Here is a 259-nt window from a genome sequence, read left to right as displayed (position 1 = left end):
AATTGTGATTTGCACATAACCACATTTCGTGATTAATTAATCTACAAACAAACAAACACTAAACTGTATTTTTATGCTTAATAGAATAGCCACCCCATTTACAAAACTGGTTGAGCGTTACCTACCCGACCCATTTATATTTGTAATTTTGCTTACACTTATTACATTTGCCGCTGCCAGTATATTTACCCCTTCCAGCAGTATTAATGTACTGCACGCGTGGGGCAATGGGTTTTGGAACCTATTGAGCTTTGCTATG

General features: G+C 37.1%; 1 protein-coding gene. It reads left to right on the top strand.

Going from position 1 to position 259, the window contains the following annotated elements:
• Positions 1-73: 73 nt before the first annotated feature.
• Positions 74-259, top strand: a 186-nt coding sequence (locus tag SB756_RS31915; protein WP_410913480.1) for a TIGR00366 family protein, incomplete at its 3' end; no start/stop codon positions are given.

It is taken from the genome of Pseudomonas sp. SIMBA_068 (assembly GCF_046534705.1).
In the GTDB taxonomy this organism is placed as follows: Bacteria; Pseudomonadota; Gammaproteobacteria; order Pseudomonadales; family Pseudomonadaceae; genus Aquipseudomonas; species Aquipseudomonas putida.
This window is presented reverse-complemented; position numbering and strand designations above follow the sequence as displayed.